This is a genomic window from Thalassotalea sediminis, assembly GCF_030295915.1.
GTDB lineage: Bacteria > Pseudomonadota > Gammaproteobacteria > Enterobacterales > Alteromonadaceae > Thalassotalea_C > Thalassotalea_C sediminis.
In genome coordinates this window covers 144740-170855 of sequence record NZ_AP027361.1, presented here as the reverse complement: position 1 = coordinate 170855, position 26116 = coordinate 144740, and the positions used below count along the sequence as shown (strand labels likewise).

General features: G+C 39.1%; 26 protein-coding genes. 7 read left to right on the top strand and 19 right to left on the bottom strand.

Annotated features, from left to right (window positions below):
- Nucleotide 1 precedes the first annotated feature (1 nt).
- Together QUE09_RS00765 and bioH are read right to left on the bottom strand one after the other, a co-directional pair.
- Nucleotides 2–298 carry a hypothetical protein gene (locus tag QUE09_RS00765; RefSeq protein WP_286234315.1) on the bottom strand — a complete coding sequence of 99 codons (297 nt, stop codon included), beginning with the start codon at nt 296–298 and terminating at the stop codon, nt 2–4.
- A gap of 113 nt (nt 299–411) precedes the next feature.
- Nucleotides 412–1200, bottom strand: a complete 789-nt coding sequence (gene bioH / locus QUE09_RS00760; protein ID WP_286234314.1) for a pimeloyl-ACP methyl ester esterase BioH — start codon at nt 1198–1200, stop codon at nt 412–414.
- Nucleotides 1201–1262: 62 nt separating this feature from the next.
- On the opposite strand from bioH, the gene QUE09_RS00755 reads away from it, so the two are divergent.
- Nucleotides 1263–1994 (top strand): ComF family protein, encoded by a 732-nt coding sequence (locus tag QUE09_RS00755; RefSeq protein ID WP_286234313.1) that lies wholly within the window; start codon nt 1263–1265, stop codon nt 1992–1994.
- On the opposite strand, the gene QUE09_RS00750 is transcribed toward QUE09_RS00755, so the two are convergent.
- Complete coding sequence (locus QUE09_RS00750) at nt 1991–4531, bottom strand: M14 family zinc carboxypeptidase (protein ID WP_286234312.1); 2541 nt, start codon at nt 4529–4531, stop codon at nt 1991–1993. The two genes, QUE09_RS00755 and QUE09_RS00750, sit on opposite strands and share 4 nt — an antisense overlap.
- A 248-nt stretch (nt 4532–4779) precedes the next feature.
- Between QUE09_RS00750 and nfuA the strand changes: the two genes are divergently transcribed.
- Complete coding sequence (gene nfuA / locus QUE09_RS00745) at nt 4780–5358, top strand: Fe-S biogenesis protein NfuA (protein WP_286234311.1); 579 nt, start codon at nt 4780–4782, stop codon at nt 5356–5358.
- 47 nt (nt 5359–5405) lie between these two features.
- Here nfuA and QUE09_RS00740 read toward each other — a convergent pair whose 3' ends face one another.
- Nucleotides 5406–6728 (bottom strand): MATE family efflux transporter, encoded by a 1323-nt coding sequence (locus tag QUE09_RS00740; RefSeq protein ID WP_286234310.1) that lies wholly within the window; start codon nt 6726–6728, stop codon nt 5406–5408.
- A gap of 154 nt (nt 6729–6882) precedes the next feature.
- Between QUE09_RS00740 and QUE09_RS00735 the strand changes: the two genes are divergently transcribed.
- Nucleotides 6883–7947 carry a polysaccharide deacetylase family protein gene (locus tag QUE09_RS00735; RefSeq protein ID WP_286234309.1) on the top strand — a complete coding sequence of 355 codons (1065 nt, stop codon included), beginning with the start codon at nt 6883–6885 and terminating at the stop codon, nt 7945–7947.
- Between the two features lie 24 nt (nt 7948–7971).
- On the opposite strand, the gene QUE09_RS00730 is transcribed toward QUE09_RS00735, so the two are convergent.
- From QUE09_RS00730 to QUE09_RS00710, 5 genes are read right to left on the bottom strand one after another with little or no spacing between them, the layout of a single operon-like run.
- The gene (locus QUE09_RS00730) at nt 7972–8601 is read right to left on the bottom strand and encodes an SCO family protein (RefSeq protein ID WP_286234308.1); all 630 of its coding nucleotides are present in this window, start codon (nt 8599–8601) and stop codon (nt 7972–7974) included.
- A 14-nt stretch (nt 8602–8615) separates the two neighbouring features.
- On the bottom strand, nt 8616–9533 hold the full coding sequence (gene cyoE, locus QUE09_RS00725; protein WP_434017490.1) for a heme o synthase: 918 nt from the start codon (nt 9531–9533) through the stop codon (nt 8616–8618).
- A complete protein-coding gene (locus tag QUE09_RS00720) occupies nt 9530–10513 on the bottom strand; it encodes a COX15/CtaA family protein (RefSeq protein ID WP_434017488.1) in 984 nt (327 codons plus the stop codon). The genes cyoE and QUE09_RS00720 overlap by 4 nt, the downstream gene beginning before the upstream one ends.
- Nucleotides 10514–10541: 28 nt before the next feature.
- Nucleotides 10542–11102: a redox-active disulfide-containing membrane protein gene (locus QUE09_RS00715; protein ID WP_286234305.1), complete on the bottom strand. Its 561-nt coding sequence runs from the start codon at nt 11100–11102 to the stop codon at nt 10542–10544.
- Between the two features lie 8 nt (nt 11103–11110).
- Nucleotides 11111–11857, bottom strand: coding sequence for an SURF1 family protein (locus QUE09_RS00710; protein ID WP_286234304.1), 747 nt, complete (start codon nt 11855–11857; stop codon nt 11111–11113).
- A gap of 33 nt (nt 11858–11890) precedes the next feature.
- Here QUE09_RS00710 and QUE09_RS00705 point away from each other — a divergent pair, with 33 nt between their 5' ends.
- Nucleotides 11891–12100, top strand: coding sequence for a DUF2909 family protein (locus QUE09_RS00705; protein WP_286234303.1), 210 nt, complete (start codon nt 11891–11893; stop codon nt 12098–12100).
- A 34-nt stretch (nt 12101–12134) separates the two neighbouring features.
- Here QUE09_RS00705 and QUE09_RS00700 read toward each other — a convergent pair whose 3' ends face one another.
- The 5 genes from QUE09_RS00700 to lexA form a co-directional block, all read right to left on the bottom strand.
- Nucleotides 12135–13019 carry a cytochrome c oxidase subunit 3 gene (locus QUE09_RS00700; protein WP_286234302.1) on the bottom strand — a complete coding sequence of 295 codons (885 nt, stop codon included), beginning with the start codon at nt 13017–13019 and terminating at the stop codon, nt 12135–12137.
- 30 nt (nt 13020–13049) lie between these two features.
- Nucleotides 13050–13592, bottom strand: coding sequence for a cytochrome c oxidase assembly protein (locus QUE09_RS00695; RefSeq protein WP_286234301.1), 543 nt, complete (start codon nt 13590–13592; stop codon nt 13050–13052).
- Between the two features lie 44 nt (nt 13593–13636).
- Nucleotides 13637–15226: a cytochrome c oxidase subunit I gene (ctaD, locus tag QUE09_RS00690; protein WP_286234300.1), complete on the bottom strand. Its 1590-nt coding sequence runs from the start codon at nt 15224–15226 to the stop codon at nt 13637–13639.
- Nucleotides 15227–15238: 12 nt separating this feature from the next.
- Nucleotides 15239–16747: a cytochrome c oxidase subunit II gene (gene coxB, locus QUE09_RS00685; RefSeq protein WP_286235856.1), complete on the bottom strand. Its 1509-nt coding sequence runs from the start codon at nt 16745–16747 to the stop codon at nt 15239–15241.
- 564 nt (nt 16748–17311) lie between these two features.
- Nucleotides 17312–17935, bottom strand: a complete 624-nt coding sequence (gene lexA / locus QUE09_RS00680) for a transcriptional repressor LexA (RefSeq protein ID WP_286234299.1) — start codon at nt 17933–17935, stop codon at nt 17312–17314.
- A 328-nt stretch (nt 17936–18263) separates the two neighbouring features.
- On the opposite strand from lexA, the gene QUE09_RS00675 reads away from it, so the two are divergent.
- The gene (locus QUE09_RS00675) at nt 18264–19004 is read left to right on the top strand and encodes a substrate-binding periplasmic protein (RefSeq protein WP_286234298.1); all 741 of its coding nucleotides are present in this window, start codon (nt 18264–18266) and stop codon (nt 19002–19004) included.
- Nucleotides 19005–19105: 101 nt separating this feature from the next.
- Nucleotides 19106–21541, top strand: coding sequence for a glycerol-3-phosphate 1-O-acyltransferase PlsB (plsB, locus tag QUE09_RS00670; protein ID WP_286234297.1), 2436 nt, complete (start codon nt 19106–19108; stop codon nt 21539–21541).
- A gap of 58 nt (nt 21542–21599) precedes the next feature.
- Here the strand turns inward: plsB and ubiA are convergent, their stop codons facing one another.
- Together ubiA and QUE09_RS00660 are read right to left on the bottom strand one after the other, a co-directional pair.
- Entirely contained in the window at nt 21600–22469 is an 870-nt protein-coding gene (gene ubiA, locus QUE09_RS00665; RefSeq protein WP_286234296.1) for a 4-hydroxybenzoate octaprenyltransferase, read from the bottom strand.
- Entirely contained in the window at nt 22462–23052 is a 591-nt protein-coding gene (locus QUE09_RS00660; protein ID WP_286234295.1) for a chorismate--pyruvate lyase family protein, read from the bottom strand. Before QUE09_RS00660 ends, ubiA begins: the two co-directional genes overlap by 8 nt.
- A gap of 258 nt (nt 23053–23310) precedes the next feature.
- Between QUE09_RS00660 and QUE09_RS00655 the strand changes: the two genes are divergently transcribed.
- Nucleotides 23311–23694 (top strand): flagellar basal body-associated protein FliL, encoded by a 384-nt coding sequence (locus tag QUE09_RS00655; protein ID WP_286235855.1) that lies wholly within the window; start codon nt 23311–23313, stop codon nt 23692–23694.
- A 22-nt stretch (nt 23695–23716) separates the two neighbouring features.
- On the opposite strand, the gene glpG is transcribed toward QUE09_RS00655, so the two are convergent.
- The 3 genes from glpG to tdh form a co-directional block, all read right to left on the bottom strand.
- The gene (glpG, locus tag QUE09_RS00650; protein WP_286234294.1) at nt 23717–24571 is read right to left on the bottom strand and encodes a rhomboid family intramembrane serine protease GlpG; all 855 of its coding nucleotides are present in this window, start codon (nt 24569–24571) and stop codon (nt 23717–23719) included.
- Between the two features lie 184 nt (nt 24572–24755).
- Entirely contained in the window at nt 24756–25076 is a 321-nt protein-coding gene (glpE, locus tag QUE09_RS00645; protein WP_286235854.1) for a thiosulfate sulfurtransferase GlpE, read from the bottom strand.
- A gap of 13 nt (nt 25077–25089) precedes the next feature.
- Nucleotides 25090–26115, bottom strand: a complete 1026-nt coding sequence (gene tdh, locus QUE09_RS00640; RefSeq protein ID WP_286234293.1) for an L-threonine 3-dehydrogenase — start codon at nt 26113–26115, stop codon at nt 25090–25092.
- Nucleotide 26116: the final 1 nt, after the last annotated feature.

Genomic DNA, 26116 nt, shown 5'->3' with positions numbered 1-26116 from the left:
ACTACACACTTACATCTAATAAAGTGCCAAGGTTTTCATCTGCTGTTTTAATCACATTGGCCGACGCTTTCGCTTGGTATTCTGCAACGCGTGTTTCAACAATAGATTTATTTAAGTCTGCAAGATCACCAGAGGCATTATTTTGCTCGCCTATGTTATCATTTTCTTGTTGACCTATTGTTGGTTCTTCGGGGTTATATCCGACTGAGCGCGCAATATCTGCCGCGGCTTGGTTAGCCGTTTCAGTTGCTTTTTGAAACCCTTCTACACCAGAGTTAAACGCTGAATTAATGTTCATTCACTTCTCCTCAATATCACAACAACCAGATAAGCCGGTTATAGACAGCTGATATCAATCAAAACACAATCTGTTTAATTATTAATCAAAACGGGCTAAATGTAAAGTTTTACCTAGTTTTGACGCAAGGTTTGACTAAGCCATGAATAAAGACTTTCGGTGAAAGTTTCAGGCTCACTTATAAAGGGGGCATGTGAAGACTTTTCAAAGATTACATGGTCACTATTTGGCGACAATTGATCGATTTTATTTATCACCGTTTTGGGTACTAACCCATCTAATTTTCCATACATACGAAGGTATGGCGCTTTAATATCACCAAGCCTGCTGCGTTGATCAGTGCTTTCAAGTAAATTCAACGATTGATCTAAAGTCGTTTTATCAGCCATCGGTAATGCCATAACAAGCTCACGAATTTTTTTCACATCTTGGCGAAGGTGCGGACTACCCATTGCCTGAATTTTTAGAAAACTCTCGATGGTTTTTTTAGTATCTAGCGATAATTGATTATGAAAATTTGTTAATACCGTTCTATCAATACCAGGCCATTGATTTTGCTGTACAAAGAATGGCGTACTCGCAATATTAACCAGTGCTTTAGTTTTTTCGGGAAAATCTAACGCAATTTGATTTGCCACTAACCCTCCAAGTGACCAACCAATATAAACTGCGGGTTCAGTAACTACAGTACATATTTGCTGTGCGACATTAGCGAGAGAATATGGATGACATGATACCGTATGATTTTTACCATACCCTGGCATATCAATTGTAATGACACGAAAATCGCTAGCAAGTCTTTCAGCGAGTGGCTGCCAAATACCGCCATTCAATCCCCAACCATGAATAAAAACGATAGGAAATCCACTTCCTTCACTCGCATATTTCAAAACATTTGCCATGCTAATACCATTACTTTACTAAAGTACAAAATCTGGCGTAGTTTAATCAAAGAAGGCATTAAATGGAATTAATACCCTTGAACCAACCTATTATAAAACACATAGTTAAGCATTATCATAAGTTACTGATCAAACTTAGTTGTTGTGACTTATGTCACCAACAAGCCAATGCGTTGCCTTTGCTGTGCAGGTATTGCTTACACGACCTACCACTATTTCACTATCAAAAAATACATAATGACTTACTGCAATGGCCAGCGGTTGCACGATTGATACCGAAACGCTCTTTTGATCACTTAGTATGCGTTGCTCCATATCAATTTCCCTTTGACAACTGGCTATTACAATTAAAGTTCAACCATCGCTTCGAGCTTAGTAAATTACTTGCAAATTTGCTGGTCATGATGAATAAAAGAACACATACGGTCATACAAGATACAACACTATTGGTTGTGCCTAGTCACATTAGTACATGGCGAAAAAGGGGTTATAATCAAAGCCATCTGATTGCAAGATACTTTGCAAAAATAGTGAAGTGTCAATACTTACCGCATGCCATATCAAGAGTTCGCCAACACGCTAGTCAGGTTGGCTATTCTGGTTCGCAAAGAAGACGATTAATGGCAAAAGATTTCACTATAAATCAAGAAGTAACCTTTCCGAAACATGTGATTTTATTCGATGATGTTGTCACAACAGGCACTACAGTTAATATAATTAGTCAGTTATTAAAACAACATGGTGTAGAGGCAATTACCGTAATGGCAATTGCCCTGTCATTACCAAATGCTTAGTTAGCTGAGGCGCTAAACGCTTTAGCAAAGAACAAACTATTAGACAATAGTCTAGCGCTTCCTAACCAATATCCTCTAAAAGCAAAAACATTAGGCGTTGCAATTACGCGTCCTCTGCCAACATTGTGCGCCACAAGTGCAGGGCTGCGTGCTATTTTGTTAACGAGGTTTTTGTCTGTATAGCCACTTAATAAAGGCGTTGGTGTATGCTTCGCTACAATGTTAAAGGCAGTATCAACTGTGTCCATTATCAGCGTACTATTTTTAAACATTGGTAGCGTATCGTTACTAAATCCGTATGTTAACGGGTGACTCAAATCTAACTCAGACTGAAATATTGCGCCGGCAATTCGTTTGCGCGCAGATAAGCGTTCTTTATCTTGATAGCGTAGCCCATCTATTGAAAATAATGCATTGATTTCTTCTTTATCAACTAATTTAACTTGCAAAATTTCCTTGTCTGCAAGCCACTTAGCAGCGCGTTTTTGCGCAAAAATAGTGCCGCCGTTCGAGAGCCATCGTTTTAAACGTTCCACCGTTTTCTTACTTAATGCATTATAATTGCCATCGACAAGAAAAATATGACTATATGATGCGAAATTTAACCGTGGCAAACGCGCTTGCTCTACAACTGTTAATGGTATATTTAGCATGTCATCAAGGTAATAACGTAGTTCAGCTGCTTCATATTGTGAACTTCCTTTGCCGCCTACTAACAGCGGTTTAACAGGTGTCAATGCGTGCATTGAACGAGAACCTAAATCAATACCTTCAATGGTTAAACCAGTCGCAATATTAAATATTTCGATACCTGTTGATTGGCTATACTTTGCAACCTGATCTCGCCATTGCGTACCCGTTTGTATACCCGCTGGTATTACAATAGTACCCGCTTTAAAGTTATGCGTTTGCCCATTAATGATTGACGAAAACTTCTTGGTAGCCACTCTTGCTTTAACACCTAATGTTAAAAGCTTATTTAACAGTTTTGCTGAATACATGTGGTGCCATTCGAACGCATACGCATATGCACTTTTATCAGGCATTTCAACTTCAACATTTTGCGGTTGCCATGTTGTTTTCGCAACATCTAATCCACGAGTACGAGCAAGTGGAATAAAATCGATATCCATTGCAAGTGGCATCGTCCAACCGGACACATCATAGAATGTATTATCCTGAAAATTAGTGCCCTGACTAAACAACGCTTGTATTACGCGGTATTGTTTCTGCGCAAGTGGTACATAGAAGCTCGATGCTTTCTTGTATGTTTTCTTACCAGCACGAAAATCTTCAGTTAATGGATAAATATCAATTTGATGTAACGCTAGCTTCTCTAAAAAGTGCGTTAAACGTTGGCTATCATTGGCTTCTGAGATTAAATAACCATTAATTTTTTCGTTTTCAGCCGCTTTCATTGCGTCATTATAAAACTTGGCACGGTATTTTCTGAAAGTCTCTTTATTTTTCCATGCACCATTAATGGTTGATAATGATGTTAATACTTGGTTCTTTACGCCATATTCAAACGTCAGTAAACCATTAATGCTTTGTTGTTGGTAACCTCGACTGCTAGCTTGTTCAAATAGAATACCAATGCCGCCGTTGATATCAGGATATGTTGAACCTTTACCATAGTAAAAATCGTCAAAGCTTTCTTGACTGTAATAAAGTCGATTCTCTGCATCTAAAGCAGCACTATGAAAAGTTGCCAATAATTGCGTTAATTCAGTATTACGCTTTGGCGTTAAAGGGTGTGTTCTGGTAGGAATACCTGGTTGAAAGAAAAAAGTGCTATTCGCGCCCATCTCATGAAAATCCCCAAGTACATGTGGTTGATACTGATGGAAATATGAGATGCGATTACGACTCTCTTTTTGTGATAGTAATAGCCAGTCTCGGTTAAGATCAAAGCCAAAATGATTCGTTCTGCCTGTGCGCCAATCTTGATGATGTTCGATATGATTTGGGTCTGCATTAGGCGCTGTTCCACGATGTGTGTTTACCCACGTTGTAAAACGATCCATACCGTCAGGGTTTAAACTTGGTTCGAGTACAATAATTGTATCAGCTAACATTTCATCGATAGATTTATCTTGGCTTGCTGCTAAATGGTAAGCAACAGCCAAAGACGCATTAGCACCGCTAATTTCATCACCATGAACAGAATATCCTAGCCAAACAACTATAGGATCACCTGACGTATCGCCCTTATTTTTTTGCGCCAATAACGTTGGTAACTTTTTTAAGTTCTCTGGTGATGAGATTGTTACCAAGATCTGCCGACGCATTTCTTGTGTGAAACCAATATCAGTTAATTGTACTCGCTCAGACTGCGACGCAACCTTCTCCATATAACGAACAAGCTGATCATGACGAATATGCCGTTCACCGAGTTCAAAACCTAAATGAGTCTCAGGTGTTACAATATGATCAGAAAAGCTGTGATTTGGTAAATAACCAGTAACCTTCTTAGCATTGACAGTAAAACTCAATAAGCTTGTGAGTATCACCAAAAAAATTAATTGCTTGTGCATAGATATAATCCCATAACGTTGACGCCGACAACATAACAAACTCTCAATAGCCCATCCAGCATTTACCTTTAAAAAGCCTTGATTGTTATCTCTTTTTTATCTCTATTTATCATTTATCAACCTGAAATAATGTGCTTCAGCAAATCATCACTGGAAGATCATTGCTATCAAGAGTAAAATAACTACATACTTGACTATTTCACTCAAGTATATGTATTTTTTCTAATCAGTAAGAGTGTACAAAGATTATGATCACCATTTCAGAAAATGCTCAAGCACATTTCGTTAAGTTGCTAGAACAACAAGCTGAAGGTACGAGCATTCGTGTTTTTGTTGTTAATCCGGGTACCGCGAGTGCAGAATGTGGTGTCTCATATTGTCCGGCAGATGCCGTAGAACCAGAAGACATTAAATTATCTTTTGAAGGCTTTTCAGCTTATATCGATGCTGATAGCAAACCCTTTCTTGAAGAAGCGGAAATTGATTTTGTTACCGACCAAATGGGCTCACAGCTAACCCTTAAAGCACCTAACGCTAAATTGCGTAAAGTCGCTGATGATGCGCCATTATTTGATCGTATTGATTATTTTATTAAGGCTGAAGTAAATCCACAGTTGGCTGGACATGGTGGAGAATGCACGTTGATGGAAATCACCGAAGATGGCTATGCTGTTCTTCAGTTTGGTGGTGGCTGTAATGGATGCAGCCAAATCGACGTAACCGTAAAAGATGGTATCGAGAAGCAACTTATCGACCTGATGGGCGATGAGATAAAAGGCGTAAAAGATATGACTGAACACCAAAGGGGTGAGCACTCATATTACTAAGCCCTTTAGAATAAGAGCGACAAGCCGGATCAGTTGATTCGGCTTTTTTATGCCTGAATAAATCGGTGGCCATAACGTCGATAATTTAACCATAATGTCAAACCTCTTGACGCCATAAACAAAGTAAACGCTAGCCATAACCCATGATTACCTAACGATTGGCCTAAATACCAACTTGGAAAGAACACAGCAAAGGTAGAAATCAACATACTATTTCGCATAGTTTTAGCTTGTGTCAGCCCAATATATATCCCATCATACAAATAACTCCAACAAGCGACTAGCGGCAGAACAGTAATCCAAGGCAAAAATTGATCGGCAAAAGTCACAACAGGTTCGATGTCTGAAATGATACGAATCATCCAGTGGCCACCTACATAAAAAAATAAACTATAAACCGCAGCAAAGATTAAAGTCCAAAATAGACATAACGATAATACACGATTAAGCATTTCTGGCTTTTTAGCACCCTTTGCTTTACCAGCAAGTACTTCAGCAGCATTTGCAATACCATCTAAACCAAAGGAAATAAACAGTAAAAAATTCATCAAAATGGCATTCGCTGCAACCACATTATCCCCTAAGCGAGCACCTTGAAAGGTTATAAAAACGAAACAGGTTTGCAAAGAAAGTGTTCGAATTAATATGTCTCTATTTAAAGCAAAATATTGCTTCAGTGAAGCGTGAGTCAATAAGCCAGTAACCCTTTGCCAAGTGAGTTTTCGCCAATAGCTTTGCTGACTATAAAATACAATCATACTTGCAATTAAGAGCGAAGAGTATTCGGCAATCAAGGTTGCTAGCGCTAACCCTTTTACTTGCCATTCAAAAACCACCACAAAAAGTAAATCGAGCACTAAGTTGATAACGTTAGTCGCAATAAGTAACCACATTACGGCCTTAGCTTTATGGTTGCCTAATAGCCAACCAATGAGTACTAGGTTAATAAGTGCCGCTGGAAGTCCCCAAATACGAACCTGCGCATATTCGGCGGCATAAAACGCCACTTGCTCACTGGCGCCTGATAGTTCAATTGCCATAGCTAAATAAGGCTTTTGGAACATCAGCACCACAAGCGCAATAATGAACGCAAGCACTACTCCTTTCATTAATACCTTACAACTTTGTGTATTGTCTTGCTGACCAAATGCTTGCGCTGCTAATCCTGTTGTAGACATGCGCAAGAAACCACATAACCAAGTAATTACTGTTACGATCATTGCACCAACAGAGCTACCTCCAAGGTAGTAAGCATGTGACAAATGCCCGATAACAGCTGTATCAACTAAACCTAAAAGCGGCACCGTTACGTTTGACAGTATCATGGGGATTGCTAAAGCAAAGAGTTGACGATGAGTAATGTAGGACATAATTATACGGCTATTAATACCTAAAATGAGATAAGGTGCGCAATCATGCGAAAAAGAAGCAGCGTTTTTCAACAAACGCCTACTTATCTGATCGAGTCACGTCTTAGATAGTGCTAAACTATAACAGTAATTCATTCTAAGGAAAGCTCGTTCCATGAAATCATTAAAAGCAATTTTAGTTCATTTCCTATTGACGTTATTTGTTATCGCCGTCCCTGCACAAGCTAGTGTTATTTTACAGTATCACCACGTTAGTGAAGACACACCTGCAAGCACTAGTATTACACCGCAACAATTTGCTAAGCATATGCAATACTTAGCAGATAATGATTTTAAAGTGCTTGCACTGAATAACGTAATAGACGCGATAAAACAACAAAAACCTCTTCCAGATAAAAGTGTCGTTATTACCTTCGATGACGCATATTTAGATATCTTAGAAAACGCAAAGCCAATACTCGATAAACATCAATTTCCTTTTACTATCTTTATCAACCCCGGCATTGTTGATAAAGGCTCTGATCACTACTTAACTTGGCCACAGTTAAAAGCCATGGCGGATGACGGCGTGATTATCGCGAATCATGGCTTTGAACATGAATCTTGGGCTCGTGTTCCTAACGATATGAATATTAATACTTGGCTAGCACAAAAAATCGCTTTACTTAAAAAAGCAGAGAAAAAAATTAAGGCAGAAACAGGACAGTCTTGGCAATACTTTGCCTATCCTTACGGAGAGTTTTCTCCTCGTATTCAGCAGTTATTAGAACAACAGCAATTCATCGCATTCTCACAACAAAGTGGTGCTGTAGGCCTACATACAGATCTAACGAGTGTTCCTCGTTTTCCGGCGTCACAGCCATATGACAAATTGTCGAGTTTAAAAGATAAAATCAATGCGTTACCAATATCCATGTCAATATCCGACAAAGATGCGCAAACCATTTATACGCAGGGTTCATTAACGCATCTAACCATGACGGTTAACAGCAAAGATTTTCGCCAACACCAGCTTAATTGTTACGTAACAACGCTAGGCAAACAACCAATAGAATGGCTCGATGACAAAAGCTTCACAGTTACTTTCACTAAGCCACTTCCTACGGGTAGAGTGCGTAGTAATTGCACAGCCCCAAGTATAGAGAAACCTGGGCGTTATTATTGGTACTCTAAACCTTGGTTTATATTAAATAAAGATGGCAGTTGGTACCCGCATTAATCGTTTACTTGAAAACACGAAAAGCTAACGTTCAAGTGCTACAATTCGGGTAAAGTCACTTACTAGCTGCTCGCCGGATATAGTAGGCACTTGTCCAACTTCATGGTTGGGTTTAAAAATCGCCGCAATTTTTCCCTGTGGGTTAATCAAGACAATAGAAGCGCTATGGTCAACAAGGTAGCTTGAACCTTGCGCTTCATCAGTAATAGCGTACATTAGACCTAGATTTCTGGCAAAAGGAAAAAGCACTGAATGGTCGGCACTCAAGGCGATAAATTCCTTATTGAAATAAGCAATATACTCTGCCAATCGTGCCACGCTATCACGCTGTGGATCAACAGAGACAAGCAGTACTTGTGTGTTATCGGCAACCTTTTTTAGCTCATCATAACTAAAATTCAATTCTTGTAAGGTCGTAGGACACACGTCAGGACAAGACGTATAACCAAAGAAAACCCACGACCACTTCCCTGCAAGCTGTGCTTTACCAAAGCTATCACCCGTATGTGCCGTCATGCTAAATGGTTCTATATTGCGAGGTGTTTGGTAATACAAAGAGTGTTCTGGTAAAGGCTTATCAAACGCACTTTTGTATAAAAAAGTACCACAGGCAAGTGCAACACATGCAACAATAATAATGAGAAACTTATTCACAAAAAATCCTTTATTTAAACGGGTAATAGATAATGATCTACAAGTAGAATGATAAATAATAACATTAAGTGAATAATTGAAAACTTAAAGGTATCCATTGCGGTATTCTCATCGGCATTAAACTTTAATTTCCACGCATAAACAAAGAAAATAAGGTTAAGCGTAATAGCGCCAGCCAAATATAACCAATTGCTCATACCGACCAAGTAGGGCAACAAACCAACAACAAACAATAAAATGGTATATAGCAAAATCTGAGTTTTAGTAAAGTTAACACCATGAGTTACCGGTAACATCGGGATATTTACTTTGGCATAGTCATCTTTTCGATGAATTGCTAATGCCCAGAAGTGAGGTGGCGTCCAAGTAAAGATAAGAAGTACCAATAATAAAGCGTTTGGGTGAATTTCATTGGTAACGGCTGTCCAACCAAGTAAAGGTGGAATGGCACCAGCTAGCCCGCCAATGGTTATATTTTGTGGTGTCGCTCTTTTTAAATACATAGTGTAAACAAAGCTGTAACCTACAAGACCCGCGAGCGTTAACCAAGCAGTTAATGGGTTGACGAAGCCAAATAAAGTAATAAAGCCAACAATTGCTAATGCTGCCGCAAAAACTGTAGCTTGGGTCGTTGTTAACCGCCCTGTAGCAACAGGTCGATTATGGGTTCTTGCCATAACACTATCAATACGTTCATCTACGATATGATTTATTGCCGCGGCAGCAGAAGACAAAAAACCAATACCAATAATTGCTGGAACAAGTATTTGCCAAGGAATTGCTCCGGGTACTGAGAGACACATACCGACTAACGCAGTCAGCACTAATAGTGCAACAACACGAGGTTTCGTTATTTCATAATAATCCCGCCAAGAATTTGCTGATGCTCTTTCAATGATATTTTGTGCAGATGCCATAACTATTCCCTTTATGCCTTTCTTTTTAAACTGTAGGTAAGAAAAATCAGCATGAGTAACAAACATGCAGCGACAACATTGTGGCTTACCGCAACGAACAGCGGTAAAGAAAACACAATATTACTGACCCCCAAACCTATTTGGGCAAGTAAAATAGCGAACAAACCCACGACACAGGTTTTAAAGAACTGACTATGTGCCTTTCTAAATACCGCAACGATCAACCACAGTAAATAAAGACTAACGATGATAGCGCCAAACCTATGCATTACATGAATAGTCACGCGCTCATCATGTTGTAGATGGCCAAATTCATAAGAATCTTTTTCAGGTGGGATCAAATCAAATGAATTTTCAAAAGTTAATTCTTGCGTCCAATTCCCTTGGCAAATTGGCAGTTCTGTACAAACCAATGCCGCATAGTTAGATGATGTCCAGCCGCCAAGGCCAATTTGGGCAACAAGTAAAACAATGCCAATAATACCAAAACGCGCATATCGCCTAACGGCAACATCCCCTCCTGGTACTCTGTAAGGGTTTAGCCGTAGGTATAATAAAAAGAGTAAACATAGTGTCGTGAAGCCACCGAGTAAATGTCCCATAACAACGATAGGCATCAGTTTCATGGTTACGGTCCACATTCCTAACGCTGCTTGAAATACAACCACCAGCAAGATAAGCAAAGGCAAAAAGACAGGAGATCCTACATGTCGAGCACGAAAGCTCATAATGGCGATAAACAAAATAAATAAGCCCAAAGTGCCTGCAAAATAGCGATGAATCATCTCATTCCATGCTTTATGCGCTTCTACAGGGCGTTCAGGAAAGGCAAGTTCTGCTTTCGCGATCTGCTCCTCTGTATTTGGAACGTCTAAATGGCCGTAACAGCCAGGCCAGTCTGGACAACCTAACCCTGCATGTGTCAGCCGAGTATATGCGCCCAAAGTAACGACTAAAATCGCTAACAGTATACTGATGAATACAAGTTTTCTTATCGTTATTATTTTTCTATCTTGCATACGATTAACCAACCCTAGAATATTTTAATAATTTTTTCATATCAGCAAGTACTTCTTTACCGAAAGTAACTAAAGATGTGTCCGAAACTGGTGTTTGATGCTTCAAAACCAAGTTACCTAAAGGGTCAACAATAATAACTTCACCTTCTTTTAACCTTGATGTTGCTTTACGCGTTAACGACCATTGCTGCCATTTTCGATGCGTTAATTGTTCACGATGCGTTGAAAACAGCTCTTCTTCAGACAGAATAACGGGTGTTACGCGTGGTATTTCTTTACCCAAGAGAACAAACGTACTGTTTAGGGTAGTAAGTGCTTGTTGGCAAACATGACGGCAATCTTTATTTGGAACGTAAAGTAATAACCACTGCTCATTTATGTCGTGTTCGTTCAGTGACAAATCAGCAAGAGATATTGGTGTGGAATATAGCTGTCCATAATTAGTCACACCGTAATCAAACCATTGATAGTTTAATGCCAGTTTCGCTAATATCACTGGCAAAGCAAATACGATAATGACAGTGATAAAGGCTTTACGCGCAAGGTTACTCTTTACTGCTGACATTGGGATCCTTAATTATTATTATTTTGGTTTTTATAAAAAAATAAACTGGCAGATACCATCAACAACATCCATGCCGTAGCCAATGAAAACCATTGAAAGGCGTAGCCTCGATGTTTTTCAGGTGGCATCACAATAGCCTGCCAATTTTTCTTAAACCCTATGTCCTCTTTTTTATCTAAGTACAAGACAAAGGGCAACAATTTTTGACCAATAATGTGAGAAAATTTATCCAATTCGATTTGTTGAATACGCAATGGCCAAGTGACATTAGTGTAATTTTGTTCAGCTAAAGTAATACCAGACTCAACAAGCCTGACATGTCCTTTAACAATATGCTGTCCAGTTTCTGCTTTAAAGTTAGGCAATATATACCGACTCTTATTCCCCTTAATCCACCCCATATTTACGAGTACTGCCCCCATATTGGTCGATACAACCTGTAGTACTCGATATCCTACTTGTCCGTTAAAGGTTTGGTTATCCAATAAAAACGTGAATTTTTCATCAAAAGTACCAGAAATTTTTAGTGGTAAATCATTAATGTTTTCTTGAACATTCAATGATAATACGTCTGTCAGTGAGTAATAGGCAGCATCTTGGACGGCTTCGATACGTGCAATGCGCTGTTCTTTTTCAACAGCCCGAGATAGTTGCCAAAAACCAAGCTTGATTAATCCGATAAAGACGAGCAAAGTAAAGGCAACAAGTAGCCAATTTAGTTGAGATAGATAATCTATTACTTTTGCTACCTTCATACAACACCGATAGAGAGTTAACAAGGAGGAACAATGATTATTAAAATAATCATCATTGGGTTACTTATTTTTATGATTTACAACTTGTTTCAAGCCCTGCGTTTAATGAACAAAAACGATCCAAACAAGCCAAGTATGTCAAAGTTTATTGGCCGTCGTGTTATGACATCAGTGTTAATCGTCTTGTTGTTATTAATAGGTATTTTAACCGGCGTAATAACACCAAACCCTCGCCCCTATTAACACAGGTACGCTAACGCGTACCTGTTCACTCACGTTAAAGAATATAAACAAATACAAACAACAGCACCCAAACTACATCAACAAAGTGCCAATACCAACTCGTCGCTTGAAAGGCAAAGTGATTTTGAGGAGTGAAGTGCCCCTTAAATACGCGGATAAACATGACAATTAACATCACTGTACCTAAGGTAACATGCATACCATGAAAGCCTGTAAGCATATAAAACGTATTACCATAAATACCACTGGTCAGGAAAAGTCTCATTTCTTCAGCATAACCATGGGCATATTCTAATCCTTGGCAAAACAGAAAAACCAAGCCTAATAATATTGTAAGCCCTAACCACAGCTTTAATTGCGTTCTGTTGTCTTTTTCTAACGCAATGTGAGCGAAATGAGCGGTTACTGAAGAGGTTAATAACAAGATAGTGTTGATGAGCGGAAGCCCATACCACCCCATACCTGTTGTGGTTGTGCCATCGGGTGTTTTGATTAATGGCCATTGAGCGGTAAATTCAGGCCAGAGTACTTCAAAGGTCATGGCGTTGTTTCCAGCACCACCTAACCATGGCACTGAATACATTCGAGCATAAAATAATGCACCAAAGAAAGCGGCGAAAAACATCACTTCCGAAAAAATAAACCAACTCATCCCTTGTCGGAAAGAGTTGTCCATTTGATGGCTGTATTTTCCAGCCATTGATTCATTGATAACGTTACTGAACCAACCGTAAACCATGTAAATAACCAGTGCGATACCGGCCAACAGTATGTAACCTCCAAAACCAGCTTCTTCATTCTTTAACTCAGTAACATAATTAGCTGCACCAATAGCAATTAAAAATAAAGCGACTGCCCCTACAATAGGCCAGTGACTTTGTGCTGGTACATAATACGACTCATATTCTTTTGTTGTCATGTTCTTTCCCCTACGTTTTCGCCGTAATCATCAAGACTCTACTCGCCCTGTTATATCGAACAAAGTATAAGATAACGTAATGGTACTAACCTCTTCAGGAAGCTCAGTATCCACGTAAAATTGCAAAGCCATCTCAACATCTTCTTGTGCTTTCAATGGTTGCTGATTAAAACAAAAACATTCTATTTTTTGAAAATAATTAGCCGCTCTTCCTGGTGAAACAGATGGTACTGCTTGACCAATAATGTCGCGAGCGGCTTCATTTTTCGCGTAAAATTTGACGAGTTTCATTTCTCCTGGGTGCACTTTGATTTCTTTAACCATAGGTGCAAATTGCCAAGGGATCCCCTTAGATAAATGGCTGATAAACTGAACCGTAATTACCCTACTTTTATCAATGCCAGCTTGATTTTCCTGTGCTGCAACATTCGATGTTTTGCCATTCAGGCCAGTAATATCACAGAAAACATCATATAAAGGCACCAAAGCAAAGCCAAAACCAAACATTGCAAAGACTATCAAAACCAATTTCTTTACTGTTTTTTGATTATTTTGCTCGGTACCTTTAGACATATTTTCTCCTAACCTATCTAAGCGTAAACGCGTCATTATTATCGTTAGTCAATTTTGGGTGGTGTTTCAAACGTGTGATATGGCGCTGGACTTGGTACGGTCCACTCTAACCCTTCACTCGCCTGCCAAGGGTTTGCTTCTGCTTTTTTACCACCTCTAATACACTTAATAACAACGACTAAGAAAATTAGTTGCGACAAGCCAAATGCAAAACCGCCAATACTTACCCACTTATTAAAGTCAGCAAACTGCAATGCATAATCAGGGATACGGCGAGGCATACCCGCTAACCCTAAGAAGTGCATTGGGAAGAATAGAATATTGACCGAAATTAATGAGCACCAAAAATGCGCTTTACTTAATTTGTCGCTGTACATATGTCCTGTCCATTTAGGTAACCAATAATAGGCTCCGGCATAGATAGAAAATAACGATCCAGTCACCAATACATAATGGAAGTGAGCAACAACAAAGTAGGTATCGTGATATTGAAAATCTACAGGGGTAAGCGCCAACATCAAACCGGAAAACCCGCCAATCGTAAACAAAATTACAAAGGCGATAGAAAACATCATCGGTATTTCGAAGGTCATAGCACCACGCCACATGGTCGCAACCCAGTTAAACACTTTTACACCTGTGGGAACGGCTATTAACATCGTACAGTACATGAAGAACAACTCACCAAATAGCGGCATACCAGTAGTAAACATGTGATGCGCCCAAACAATAAACGATAGAAATGCAATTGAGGCAGTTGCATACACCATTGAGCTGTAACCAAATAACTTTTTGCGCGCAAACGTTGGAATAATCGTCGACACGATACCAAAGGCTGGCAATATCATGATGTACACTTCAGGATGACCAAAGAACCAGAAAATATGTTGAAACATAACAGGATCTCCACCACCTGCGGCGTCAAAAAAGCTTGTTCCAAAATAAGTATCGGTTAATACCATAGTAACTACGCCTGCCAGAACAGGCATTACCGCAATCAATAAATAGGCGGTAATAAAAAACGTCCACACGAATAATGGCATTTTCATATACGTCATGCCTGGTGCTCTCATGTTCATGATGGTGACTATTACGTTAATCGCCCCCATGATTGATGAGACCCCCATGATATGCACGGCAAAAACAAAAAATGCTGTACTACCATTTGAGTAGGTACTTGAGAGTGGAGCATAAAATGTCCAACCGAAGTTAGGCGCCCCAGACTCCATAAAGAACGAAGATAATAAGATGGCAAATGCAAATGGCAGTATCCAAAAACTCCAATTATTCATTCTTGGTAGTGCCATGTCTGGCGCGCCTACCATCATTGGTATCATCCAGTTTGCAAACCCGGTAAAGGCTGGCATTATGGCACCAAATACCATAATTAAACCATGCACTGTCGTTAACTGATTAAAGAAATCAGGTTCAACAAATTGCAGCCCTGGTTGAAAGAGCTCTAAACGAATTAACATCGCAAGCGCACCGCCAACGAGCAGCATAATAAAAGCAAACCATAAATATAAGGTACCAATATCTTTATGATTTGTAGTGTATAACCAACGTTTTATACCCGTCATTTTGTGATCATGATGATCGTGCTCATGCGAGTCGTGAATAGTATCAGTAGTCATTATTCTTCCTCCCTACTTAGCACTTGCCGATTCAACATCAGCGGGTTGAACAAGATCACCAGAATCATTACCCCAAGCATTTCGCTCATAAGTAACAACAGCAGCAATTTCTGTTTTGGTTAATTGGCTACCAAAGGCAACCATCGACGGATTTTTCTTACTGCCATTAAAAACCATATCAATGTGGGCAGTAACATCTCCTTTAATCAGTGGGCTACCCACTAACGATGGAAATGACGGTGGTACACCTGCACCATTTTCTTGATGACAAGCAGCACACCTTGTCATATAGACTTGTTGTCCTTTCTCCATCATTTCATCAAGGGTATAAGTTTTTGTTAAATCTTCTTCGGGCGTAGCTATTTCCTCTACGGTTTCGACCATCTCAGTTGCTGTCTCTTTCATCTTATCAACAACATCATCATTTGAAGACGAACCACTCGCTACGGCTTGAACGTCTGACGCTTGAACAGTATCGCCGGTATTATTTTCCCAAGCATTTCGTTCATACGTAACTACAGCGGCAATTTCTTTTAAACTTAGTTGTTTGCCATAGCCTTGCATACCTGTACCAGCCTTACCGTTATATACAATATCGATGTGGGCGCTTACATCACCCAAAGCGATTGGGCTACCTTTTAGCGCAGGAAATGCAGGTGGTAAACCTAGACCTGTTGGTTGGTGACAAGCAGCACAATAAGCCATGTATGTCGATTCACCTAACTCCATGAGTTCGTCCATTGATAAAGATGCATTTAATGACGCTGCTTCAGCTGCTTTTGCTTCTTCTTTTAAACGATTTTGCTCTTCAACCCATGCTAAATAGTCTTGTTCTGACTTCACTTCAACCACAACAGGCATAAAACCATGGTCTTTACCACATAACTCAGCACATTGACCTCTGTAAATACCAGGCTCAGGTACATTCGTCCATGCTTCATTGATAAAACCGGGGTTTGCATCTTGCTTCACTGCAAATGCCGGTACCCACCAAGAATGAATAACATCATCAGATGTTATCAAGAAACGAACTTTCTTATTCGCAGGAATAACAAGATGTTTGTCAACCTCTAAGAGGTAATTTTCACTTTTAGCTTCACCTAGTTCAGTTCTGTTATCGTATTGTTCACGAGGCGTTGATAAGACGGAGTAGAATTCAATGTCTTGGTCGAAGTACTTGTAATGCCACTTCCATTGTGAACCTGTAACTTGAATGGTGAGATCAGAATCATCGTTATTTTCCATGGCTATCAGCGTATTCGTTGCCGGCCAGGCCATAGCAATCAAAATAATAATAGGTATAACTGTCCACAGTATTTCAACTTTTGTGCTTTCATGAAAGGTTGCAGGTTTTACTCCTCTTGATTTACGATGAAAAATCATTGACCAGATCATCGCACCAAAAACCACAATACCTATTGCAGTACAAATGTATAAAGCAAACATATGTAGTCCATAGACTTCGTTGCTTATCTCGGTGACCCCTCGGGTCATATTTAACTTTGAATCAGCCCAAGCCATACCGGGAAATAGCACCCCAGACAACAGCCAACCTAGGTTACGTCTTTTCACTCGACATCTCCTTATACCCTTTCTAAGTCAAAAACATCGCATTTAAATATTACTTGATCCCAATGCGCGTGTTTTTGATGTGATTTTATTGTTATTTTACTGGCGATTTTTTAAACAGGTGAAAGCTCGCCTTATTATTAGAGTTGTTCACTTTCTGTTCTAGAATTACTTAATATTTGATCTGGGTCAATTTTTAATTTGAAAAAGGAATGGGTAAAAATACCAATAAATACAATCGAGTATAAACTCTAATGTACTGAAAGTCGCACCATGAAAGGCTTAGATGCACAGTATAAATTTTAAGCATTTACTCTAAAAAAGTTTGAAATGCATCGTTAACAGGGTGTTTGTTTTTTAAACAAAAATTTTTCTTTCTATTAGCTTTTAACAAGAGTTAGGGAAAGTAAAGATAGGGATATGGCGTTCAAAGGTGTTTTTTTAATCAAATAAAAGAAAAGCAGGTATTATTTCATTTTAAGCGTTAACGATACCTGCTCAATATTGCTGAAATAATTACATCCAATCAGCTGCTCTAATTACCCCTACAGCCAACCCTTCAATATTAAAATGTTGGTTAGCTAAATCAACTTTTATGGGTGAAAAATCTACGTTCTCAGCGTGCAAGTAAACAATATTGCCCTCACGTTTTAAGCGTTTTACGGTAACATCATCTTCTACGCGTGCGACAACAACTTGGCCATTTTGCACGTCCGTCGTTTGATGAACCGCAAGTAAATCACCATCATAAATACCGATATCTTTCATACTTTCACCATTTACGCGTAACAGGTAATCTGCAGCTGGGTGAAATAAATTTCCATCAATTTGATATCTTTCTTCCACATGCTCTTGCGCTAAAATAGGTTCACCGGCAGCAACTCTACCTATCAAGGGTAAGCCTTCTTCCACAATAAAGTTACTAGCTAATCGAATACCACGCGAAGTGCCCGGCAGCATTTCAATATAACCTTTCTTAGCAAGCGCTTTTAAATGCTCTTCTGCTGCATTGGCTGATTTAAAACCAAAAAACTCTGCAATTTCTGCTCTTGTTGGCGGCATCCCTGTTTCAGATATTTTTTCTTTGATCAGATCAAAGATCTGTTCTTGTCTAGTTGTTAATGGTTTAAACTCACTCACAATTTTTCCCTGTATATATGGACAGCTTCACTGTTAGTATATACAGCCTGTAAATAAACGCAACTACATCACTGCTACTTTCTTAGCATGTATTACAAATGAACTCTTCTCAATGTTCTATTCAACTTTATCAGGCAGAGGATTAAAGATTTGCGAAGGTGATAAGCAAGGTGTATTCGTATGCCTATTCAAATACCATTAAGATGATAAACGTTGCGGTTTATTTTGTATAATAAGCTAACAAATATGAAATATTCATTGGTAAGTTAAGTGTACATTCCTTTCATTACCACTATAGTTGAAAGTAAAGAACTGTTTAAGATTCCCTATGAAGTATTTAGCTATCACATTGCTGTTATGTTTCGCCTCTTCTGCCTATTGCACTGAAAAGCAGCTTATTTCAGCATTTACCTATCATAAGAAACCGCCGCTCATTATTAGTCAGGAGAAAGAGAGTGGCCTTTATTACGACTTTATTCGATACTTAAATAAACACAGTAAACACTATGTTTTCGAACTGATCTATGTGCCTAGAAAACGCATTGAGAGAATGCTTAATAGTAATAACTTTAACGGCATAATTATTGGTGTAAGCCCAATATGGTTTAATGACCAAAATGAACAGAAATACTTATGGACCTCTCGTATATTTACAGATAGAGATGAAGTTGTTTCTCTGAAAACAACAGCAATTGAATACACTAGTGCGTCTTCTTTAACCGGCTTAACATTTGGTGGTGTACGCGGCTTTTATTATCAAGGAATAAACCAAGCTGTCGAGTCAGGAACAATAAAACGTGTTGATACCACCATGGAAATAACACTTTTCGATATGCTATTAAACAGGCGCATTGACGTCGCAATAATTAGCAGAACCACCTTTGACTACATGGTTAAAATTCATCATTGGCAATCCACGTTCAACTTATCTAAACAACCACATGAAATCTATGATAGGCGAGTCCTATTTCCCCACACTTTACCCATCGCGTACCAACATGTATCAGAGATCGTTGAAAGTATGCAAAATGACGAGCACTGGCAAGTAACAAGCATGCAATATCGTTAACGGTACACCACCAAAGCACTTTTTTGATTACTGTCGTTTAATAAGACAATTTACATCAACAATGTTACAATTCTTATTCACATAATAGCGAGTAAAACAAGATGTTAGCGTTGAGAAGTTTTTTTTATCTTCTATTAAAATTTCCAATATCTCTTTGGGTAAAATGCCGTATCGTTTCAGATGATTTAACAAAACCTGTTGAAGATAGCGACAAGAATCCGGTTTTCTACATTGTCAGATATCGTTCAGCGAGCGATCTTCTGGCGCTTCAAAAAGCATGCAAAAAGTTAAATTTTCCTGATCCATTATCTAATGTAACCATTAATGGCCAGACACACGCACGTACTATTTGCATTGACACACCTAGCTCCTTATTACTGAGCAAAAAAAGCTCTAGTGCAATGGCACAAAGTTTAGCGATTTTAGACGCTCACGAACAAGATAATAAACTTTCAGCGCAGCTTATACCTGCAAGCTTGGTTTGGGGTCGTAAACCCAAAGTAGAGAAACGAAATATTGGTGTCAGAGAAGTATTAGCGGAGCAAGAGTCGCCAAACTGGCTTAAAAAACTGTTTATCGTATTGTTCTTAGGGCGCAATACTTTAATCAGGTTTAGTGAGCCATTGTCAATAAGGTATATGACCGACAAGTTTGGTACAGACCAAGAAAATGCACATAAGTTACTTAGGGTTGCACGTTTTCATTTTCATCGCCAAAAAATAGCCGCTACTGGACCACGCTTAATGCACCGCCAGCAAATGTTCAAAACCTTGCTCAAGAATCCATCTATTGTACGTTTAATGGAAGATGAGGCTGTCACTAAAGGCTTATCGAAAGAAGCCGTTGAAAAACAAGCCTTAGTAATAATGGATGAAATTGCCGGCGATTATCGAGAAGGAATGATTAGAATCGGTGAGCGGATCTTACATTGGCTTTGGAATAGACTGTACAGCGGTATTAACGTTAATAATGCAAATACATTGCGTGAACTGGCAGACGATGGCCATGAAATAATCTATGTTCCTTGTCACCGCAGCCATATGGACTACTTGTTACTCACTTATATTATTTACCAACAAGGGTTAGTGACACCGCGAATTGCTGCAGGTATTAACCTTAATTTTTGGCCTGCAGGTCCAATTTTTAGAAAAGCAGGTGCGTTCTTTATTCGTCGAAGCTTCAAAGGAAATCGCATGTATTCAGCGATATTTCGTGAATATTTAGGTTTGCTCTTCGAGCGAGGTTATTCTGTAAAATACTACTCTGAAGGTGGGCGTAGTCGAACAGGTAAATTACTGGCACCTAAAACAGGTATGCTCGCCATGACAATACAAAGTTTGTTACGCGGTATAAATCGACCATTAACCCTAGTACCCGTTTATTTAGGGTATGAACACGTAATGGAAGTGGGTACTTACTATAAAGAATTAAGTGGTAGCAAAAAACAAAACGAATCTATTTTTGGCGTATTGAAAGCCATTAAAAACCTACGGAATTATGGTAAAGGTTTCGTCAACTTCGGTACTCCTATCAATATTAATTCGTTTTTAAACCAGCATGTAGAAAACTGGAAAGATGACATCGACCCTATTGACCCACAAAAACCGAGTTGGTTAACCCCAAGTGTCAATGAACTTGCTAACCAAGTGATGACCGCCATCAATAAATGTGCAGCGTTAAATGGTGTCTCACTGATAGCGATGATTCTACACGCAACAGAGAATAAAGCATTACCGCGCAGTGAGCTCGAGTACTTATTGGATTTCTTCATTTCTTTACAAAAAGCGGCACCATACAGTGATGAACTTACCATTCCATCAATATCGGGTAGAGAATTACTTGAGGATGTTATTTCACTTAAAAAAGTGATTGTTGATAAAGATAGTTGTGGTGATATCATTTCATTAGGTGAATCGGCCGCTTTAGAAATGCGGTATTATCGTAATAATGTCTTGCACGCTTATATTCTACCCGCGCTCGTCTGTCGCATACTCGACAGAACATCAAAAATAAATATTGAATCACTAAGCAACCAGATACAGCAATTTATTTTACTATTAAAGCATGATCTATTCTTATGGCAGGACAGCAATGAAGTTGATGTGCAGATAGCACAAGTGTTGCAATTTTTGTGTCAGGAAAATATTGCCAAGCAAACTAAAGCAGGTTTTTGGAGCTTAGTTGAAAACACTGAGACACAAAACTATGTGCAAGTACTTGGTGAGGTAGCGGATGAAACCTTGCAACGCTTTGCCATTATTACCTCATTGGCTACTCGCTTAACTCCTATCGGTAAAAATGAATTAAGTGAAAAGGCAGTGTCCATCGCAAAACGTTTATCTGTCGTCAACAACATAAATGCACCAGAATTTATTGATAAGAAAGCACAATTAGCCTTAGTAAATAGTATGCGTGAGCAACAAATCTTTTCAGTTGATAATGATGGTAAGTTAGTACCCAATAGTACGTTAGAAACTCTCAAGGAAAACGTTAATAACCTAGTCGATATATCAGTATTACAAAGTATTGCACGATAGGATCTACACGCTCATATATCACCCTAAATAGCTTAAAGCAGCATTTAGGGTGATTGACTTATAAATGTTCTATCATAATACCAATAAAAACAAATAAACCGACCCAATGATTATTTAAAAACGCTTTAAAACAGGCTTCTCTTTGTCGATTAACAATAAGCATTTGTTGATAACAAAAAAAGCCAGCTGCAATCACTAAAGATAAGTAATAAGGCCACCCAAACGCGAGCAATTCGCCAACAACAATTAGCAATAACAAGGTTGCTATTTGCAGCATACCAATAATTTTTTTATCGAGTTGACCAAATAATACTGCGGTAGATTTAATACCAACTTTGAGGTCGTCGTCGCGATCTACCATGGCGTAAATCGTATCATACGCTACTGTCCACAACAGATTGGCGACAAACAGTAACCATGCAACCATTGGCACTTTGCCCGTGGCTTCAGAAAATGCCATGATCATGCCCCAGCTGAACGCTGCCCCTAAGACGACTTGTGGAAAATGTGTATATCGCTTCATAAACGGGTAACTAAACGCTAATAATAAAGCAACAAAAGACAATGAAATTGTATACCAAGATAAGGTTAATACTAACGCAAATGCCGAACCTATCAAAAAACCAAAAAGACTTATCGCTTCTTGTTCAGATATAGCACCAGAAACAAGCGGACGCTGTGCCGTACGTTTAACATGCCCATCAACCTTTCTGTCGGCAAAATCGTTAATGACACATCCTGCACAGCGCATGATATAAACACCAAGTGTAAATACAACAAGCATATGTAGTGTAGGCCAACCATCAGATGCAATCCAAACTGCCCACATCGTCGGCCACAATAGCAAATAGGTACCAATGGGCTTATCAATACGCGTTAACTGCTTAACGGCTTGCCACTTTTGTTGAATTACGGAGGTATTAGTCATGATGTACTGTCACGTGCTGGTAAGCAAAGGCCTGAGGTAAAAATACTTCTGCAACCATTAGTGGTTTATCTTCAATAAGAAATACAGAACGTCTGCCCCATAATTGCTCTTTGCTTTGTAATCGATAATGTTTAGCAAGTTGCGCGACACTCGACTCGCGACTAAAACTCGCAACTTCAATTTGTTTTCGACGCAGATTAGGATGGTTGAACAAAACATGCCCCAATGAATCTGTCCCTAAACTTGCAAGCTTTCGCTCTTCTCCCGTTAAAGAACGTAATGGCAATAAGCTACGAGCAAAAACTTGAGGGAGATTATCACAAAACAATAACACTTCACGCACTAACACATCTTCGCCAGCAACAATATCGTTATTTGCTTCTAAAGGTGAACATGGTTCTACTTTTTGACCAATAACATACACACTAAATTCTGTGCAATGCATTTTAAGGCGCTGTGTCAGTGAACCAGGGTCAAGCAACCAATCACGCAAGTGCACATCTATCTCAACCGACGATGCTAGACACCAGTTTGCCTGTAATGTGACAGGAAATGTTATCAATTCTTGCTGATGTTCGATCATTACCTCAAATAAACTCTCAACGATACCGCAGTATATATGATATCAGGATTAATCTGCCAAGATCGATAATTAATGGTGAAAAACTCACATAACATAGCTACAATAATGAACAGTTATACCTGAATGATTAATGATTTAGACAAAAAGTCGTGACCGATAATCAATAGATAAGCAAAGTCTTTTCGTTGCTGATTAAGCGTCATTATCAACCAAATGGGTATTAAGTATGGACTGTTGCAGATTACAGGTTATTTTTATATGAAAAGTTTGGCTTTCGCCCTGTTACTATTAATCCCTTTTGTACATAAAGCAAAATCGGCAGATTATGCCTATTACGGCTTTGAGCCACAAATTGTAACTAACTATGTAGCCGTTAAAAAGAAGATGGGTTATGTACGCCTTTCTGTTGAACTGATGATAGAAGATTCTGCAAATTATGAGGCTGTTGAGCATCATTCGCCGCTTTTACGTGACGCAATAATAGGTATTATTGGTCAACAACCCGAATCAAAAATAAAATCAATTAATGGTCGCCACGAAATACAAAAATTGTGCGAAGAAAAAGTAAAAAGCCTCTTAAAACAAGAAACTGGCCAACCCCTAATTAAAAAGCTACTGTTTACTCAGTGGTTAGATAACTAAAAGTAATGTGGTTGATGGTAAATTAGTGTTTAGTAAATTTGCCAAACCGCATCCAAGCAAGTAAACACCCAGAGAGTAGGCCCACAGTGTGTGCCGTATTTGCCACGTTAATCGGTAATAAATCAACAAAGCCTAACAATAAAAAGAACAGCATAAAACCAATAATAGGTTTCGCTAATTGCAACCCTTTTTCTGGCGCTAACCACCCGGCAAACCACACATAGCCAAAGACACCATAAACAACGCCCGACAAACCGCCAAAGTTAGGCCCTGATACTAAGTATTGTCCAAAGCAAGACAATAATGCCGAGACAAAAAATACATGCAATAACTCGAGTTTACCCATCACCTTTTCTATGGCACCACCTAATTGCCACCACCACATAGTATTAAAAACGATATGTAGTAAAGAAAAATGAAAGAAAACAGAGCCTATCAACCGCCAAGGTTCACTAATTAAGTGAGCAAGTGATAAATGAGGGAAAAACCTAAGTTCAAAAAATAGCGTTTGTTTCCAACCAAGTGCAGCGGCAACAAAAACGATCCAACAAAGTGCAAATATCGACAACGTTACAATACCTGCATGAGAGAGAAACTGCTGTTTGAAGCTTTCACTCATCCTTGATTGAGTGACCTTAACCGCTTCTCCGGATTGCCAAGCTGCCTGCTGATATTTTTCTGCATATGGGTTATTAACGAACGTCTGAAAAAGACGCTTCGCTTGTTCCACATGCCGCTCATCACACAAGACAATAAACTCACCTTCATGGGGTCTAACGTCGCTGGCAATATGCTGGCTACGTAAATAGTTTGCAAATAATAACGCAATGCTGTGATCTTTAACGGCGGCTAAAGGAGAAAGTTGACTATCAGACATAACGCTACCTTGAGAAATTTAACGAAGAAAGTACATGTACCCTATTCGTCTTGTCGTAATATTGCATACTGTGGACAGTGCTTATTATAACAATATTGATAGGATAAACACACGAATAGGTATGACTAAGTTTCACATTAGACGACATTATGGAACACATTATCTATTATGTCGTCCTAAGCCTTTATAATGTTTCTACAGAATCTGGATAAGACTGTTGCCAAGCAACAAAGCCGCCATCTAATGAATAAACATCGGTAAAATCTTGACTTGATAAAAATTGCGCAGCCTGCTGGCTTGAATTTCCATGGTAACAACATACAACTAAAGGTGCATCAAGGTCAGCTTCTCGAACAAAATCGCTGATATTATCGTTAGTAAGGTGCACAGACCCTGGAATACGACCTGCCTGAAATGAAGCGGGATCTCTAATATCAACGACGACATGCGTTTTGTCCGTTATTACCTGATGTAGTTCGCTAATATGCATATGCTTAAAACCCACTTCACTCACTTTATTACTCCCAATTTAAGATAACTTTGCCTGACTGCCCTGAACGCATAATATCAAACCCTTGCTGAAAATCGTCAATATCAAATTGATGCGTAATAATCGGCGACAAGTCTAATCCTGACTGAATCAGGCTCGCCATTTTATACCAAGTCTCAAACATTTCGCGACCATAAATGCCTTTTATTGTTAAACCTTTAAATATTACCTTAGACCAATCAATTGCCATATCACTACCTGGTATACCTAGCATGGCTATCTTACCACCGTTATTCATGTTCTCTAACATATCAGTGAAAGCCATTGGCACGCCTGACATCTCCAAACCAACATCAAAGCCTTCTGACATACCCAGTTCAGCCATAACGTCAGAGAGTTTTTCATTAGCAACGTTAACAGCTCTGGTTGCTCCCATCTTTTTAGCCAAGTCAAGACGATAATCATTTACGTCAGTTATCACTACATGTCTAGCACCCACATGTTTAGCTACTGCAGCAGCCATAATGCCAATTGGCCCAGCGCCAGTGATCAGTACATCTTCGCCGACAAGATCGAAAGATAAAGCGGTATGAACTGCATTTCCAAAAGGGTCGAAAACTGCCGCGAGTTCATCAGAAATTTCGTCAGGTAGTTTAAACGCGTTAAATGCAGGGATAACTAAATATTCAGCAAAACAACCTTCACGGTCAACACCTACACCTATGGTATTACGACATAAGTGTGTTCGGCCACCGCGACAATTACGACAATGACCACAGGTAATATGTCCTTCACCTGAGACTCTGTCACCAATAGCGAACCCTTTCACTTCCTGACCAATAGCAACGACTTCACCAGCATATTCATGCCCGACAACCATAGGAACAGGAATCGTTTTTTGCGACCATTCATCCCAATTATAAATATGGATATCAGTGCCGCAAATCGCAGTTTTTTTAATTTTGATTAATAGATCATTATGCCCAAGCGTTGGTTCAGGCGAATCAGTCATCCAAATGCCTTCTTTGGCATGCAGTTTAGCTAAAGATTTCATC

Excerpts from the sequence above, each read along its gene's own strand:
- plsB (WP_286234297.1), top strand. The coding sequence starts at position 19,106 with ATGTTAGCGTTGAGAAGTTTTTTTTATCTTCTATTAAAATTTCCAATA.
- tdh (WP_286234293.1), bottom strand. The coding sequence starts at position 26,115 with ATGAAATCTTTAGCTAAACTGCATGCCAAAGAAGGCATTTGGATGACT.
- QUE09_RS00695 (WP_286234301.1), bottom strand. The coding sequence starts at position 13,592 with ATGTCTAAAGGTACCGAGCAAAATAATCAAAAAACAGTAAAGAAATTG.
- ubiA (WP_286234296.1), bottom strand. The coding sequence starts at position 22,469 with ATGACTAATACCTCCGTAATTCAACAAAAGTGGCAAGCCGTTAAGCAG.
- glpG (WP_286234294.1), bottom strand. The coding sequence starts at position 24,571 with ATGTCTGATAGTCAACTTTCTCCTTTAGCCGCCGTTAAAGATCACAGC.
- QUE09_RS00660 (WP_286234295.1), bottom strand. The coding sequence starts at position 23,052 with ATGATCGAACATCAGCAAGAATTGATAACATTTCCTGTCACATTACAG.
- coxB (WP_286235856.1), bottom strand. The coding sequence starts at position 16,747 with ATGGCTTGGGCTGATTCAAAGTTAAATATGACCCGAGGGGTCACCGAG.
- QUE09_RS00675 (WP_286234298.1), top strand. The coding sequence starts at position 18,264 with ATGAAGTATTTAGCTATCACATTGCTGTTATGTTTCGCCTCTTCTGCC.
- QUE09_RS00700 (WP_286234302.1), bottom strand. The coding sequence starts at position 13,019 with ATGACAACAAAAGAATATGAGTCGTATTATGTACCAGCACAAAGTCAC.
- QUE09_RS00765 (WP_286234315.1), bottom strand. The coding sequence starts at position 298 with ATGAACATTAATTCAGCGTTTAACTCTGGTGTAGAAGGGTTTCAAAAA.
- nfuA (WP_286234311.1), top strand. The coding sequence starts at position 4,780 with ATGATCACCATTTCAGAAAATGCTCAAGCACATTTCGTTAAGTTGCTA.
- QUE09_RS00740 (WP_286234310.1), bottom strand. The coding sequence starts at position 6,728 with ATGTCCTACATTACTCATCGTCAACTCTTTGCTTTAGCAATCCCCATG.
- QUE09_RS00735 (WP_286234309.1), top strand. The coding sequence starts at position 6,883 with ATGAAATCATTAAAAGCAATTTTAGTTCATTTCCTATTGACGTTATTT.
- QUE09_RS00655 (WP_286235855.1), top strand. The coding sequence starts at position 23,311 with ATGAAAAGTTTGGCTTTCGCCCTGTTACTATTAATCCCTTTTGTACAT.
- bioH (WP_286234314.1), bottom strand. The coding sequence starts at position 1,200 with ATGGCAAATGTTTTGAAATATGCGAGTGAAGGAAGTGGATTTCCTATC.
- QUE09_RS00715 (WP_286234305.1), bottom strand. The coding sequence starts at position 11,102 with ATGTCAGCAGTAAAGAGTAACCTTGCGCGTAAAGCCTTTATCACTGTC.
- QUE09_RS00750 (WP_286234312.1), bottom strand. The coding sequence starts at position 4,531 with ATGCACAAGCAATTAATTTTTTTGGTGATACTCACAAGCTTATTGAGT.
- ctaD (WP_286234300.1), bottom strand. The coding sequence starts at position 15,226 with ATGACTACTGATACTATTCACGACTCGCATGAGCACGATCATCATGAT.
- QUE09_RS00755 (WP_286234313.1), top strand. The coding sequence starts at position 1,263 with ATGGAATTAATACCCTTGAACCAACCTATTATAAAACACATAGTTAAG.
- QUE09_RS00710 (WP_286234304.1), bottom strand. The coding sequence starts at position 11,857 with ATGAAGGTAGCAAAAGTAATAGATTATCTATCTCAACTAAATTGGCTA.
- QUE09_RS00705 (WP_286234303.1), top strand. The coding sequence starts at position 11,891 with ATGATTATTAAAATAATCATCATTGGGTTACTTATTTTTATGATTTAC.